Genomic DNA, 1654 nt, shown 5'->3' on the forward strand with positions numbered 1-1654 from the left:
CCTGACGGCCCCGCTGGCCCCATATGGCTACCCGCCGGATCAACGGGACCCCGCCGCCGCCTGATCGCCCTACGCGACGCGTGGGACCCCACCGCATGATCGGCATCACCGCGACCGCGACCGGCGCGCTCGTCCTGACCGCCGTCATCATCGCCACCGTCACAGCCGTACTCCCCGGCGACACCTGCGCCCCCAACGCCACCTGCACGGCCCCGGCAACAGGAAACGCCTCAACGGCCATAGCCGCAGCCTCCCGCTGGCTCGGCACGCCCTATTCATGGGGAGGCGGCGGACTCGACGGTCCCACCCGGGGAATCGGCCGGGGCGCGAACACGATCGGCTTCGACTGTTCCGGCCTCACCCGCTACGCCTGGTACCAGGCCGGAGTCACTCTCCCCCGCATCGCCGCCGACCAATGGCACGCCCTCCCGCACATCCCACCGGGCCAGCAGGCCCCGGGCGACCTCGTGTTCTTCCAGAGTTCCGGCGGCGGCCCCGACGACCCCGGCCATGTCGGCCTCGTCCTCGACGCCAACCGCATGATCGAGGCCCCCGGCACCGGCCTCAACGTCCGCATCAGCCGGTACACCACCCGCCAGGACCTGACCGGCTATGCCCGTCCCGCACACAACGGGGGCGGGTCAGCCGTAGCCGACCCGCCCCGTGAGCGGTGTTGTCAGACGTCCCCGCCGCGTAGGCGGCAGGCGCGTTCGTCGGTCAGGTCGAGGAAGAACGCGGGAAGTTCCTCCAGGCCAAGATCGAGAGCGCGGTGAATGCGGTGCCAGCCGTCGATCACCAGGCGGTTGCCGGGCGGCGGTGCGTACGGCAGGGGCACGATCAGAAGGGGCTTGGTGAGATCGACGGTGGCCGCGTGGTCAGGGTCGATCCGGATGAGGCCCATGATGCCGGTCAACGTCCGGATAGCAGCCGGGCGTATTGGGTGGCGTCGGGCCAGTCGGCTGGCCAGGGCTACATCCCATGCCCACCCCAGAAGGGTGAACACCTCGTCGTCCATCGTGCTCCCTTCAGGCGTCCTGGGGCTTGGCGGCGCGGAAGCGGCTGGGGCGTTCGCTGACGAGTTCGGCCTCGCCGTTCCGCGCGAGGGTGTCCAACGCGTTGGCGACCGCGCCGGACGAACGGTTGAGAACCTTGGCGATCTCGTTCGCGGTGAACGCGAGGTCCGGGTGCTTGATCAAGTGCTCCAGGACGTGCGGACGTAGCGGACGAGGGGCGTTGCGGTTCGATCCCCATGCGGCGGTGGTACTGGTGGCCTTGGGCTGGCTGACCCGCGCGGCCTTGCGCACGTCCGCCGTGCCGCCGTAGATCGACTCCAGGCCGGTGGCGAACGCCGCCTCGTCGTCGGCCAGAAGTGCCGCATAGGTGGTCGTGACGGCTGTGAGAAGGTCGGTCAGGGCCTGGCGGGCGTCTTCGACCATGCGGGCCTTGGCAAGGGCCTGAGCGGCCTGCTGACGGCGAGCGTCCTCTTCGGCTTGGGCACGTGCCAATTCGGCTTCGGCGGTCGCGCGGCGGTCGGCCTCCTGCTCCAGAATGCGCATCGCGTCCTGAAGGGACATTGCCGGGGCGCTGGCGGGGGGTACGTCCGGCGTTGTCTCAGTGTCGGGTGTCGTGGGGAGCTCGTCCGGCTGGGCCGGGG

At 70.5% G+C, this 1654-nt stretch carries 3 protein-coding genes; 1 reads left to right on the forward strand and 2 read right to left on the reverse strand.

From position 1 onward, the window contains the following. Positions 1 to 95: 95 nt before the first annotated feature. Positions 96 to 773 (forward strand): C40 family peptidase, encoded by a 678-nt coding sequence (locus C1I98_RS38630; protein WP_158558398.1) that lies wholly within the window; start codon positions 96 to 98, stop codon positions 771 to 773. Here C1I98_RS38630 and C1I98_RS41005 read toward each other — a convergent pair. Next, the gene (locus C1I98_RS41005; RefSeq protein ID WP_146607919.1) at positions 677 to 1015 is read right to left on the reverse strand and encodes a ParB N-terminal domain-containing protein; all 339 of its coding nucleotides are present in this window, start codon (positions 1013 to 1015) and stop codon (positions 677 to 679) included. The genes C1I98_RS38630 and C1I98_RS41005 overlap by 97 nt on opposite strands. A gap of 10 nt (positions 1016 to 1025) precedes the next feature. Continuing rightward, positions 1026 to 1654: helix-turn-helix domain-containing protein (locus C1I98_RS38635; protein WP_233508565.1), on the reverse strand; the 629-nt coding region annotated here is incomplete at its 5' end.

Origin of the sequence: Spongiactinospora gelatinilytica, assembly GCF_003236385.1 — a bacterium.
Classification (GTDB): Bacteria; Actinomycetota; Actinomycetes; order Streptosporangiales; family Streptosporangiaceae; genus Spongiactinospora; species Spongiactinospora gelatinilytica.

Bases quoted from the DNA above. Each gene is read 5' to 3' on its own strand.
- C1I98_RS38630 (WP_158558398.1), top strand. From the start codon at position 96: ATGATCGGCATCACCGCGACCGCGACCGGCGCGCTCGTCCTGACCGCC.
- C1I98_RS41005 (WP_146607919.1), bottom strand. From the start codon at position 1,015: ATGGACGACGAGGTGTTCACCCTTCTGGGGTGGGCATGGGATGTAGCC.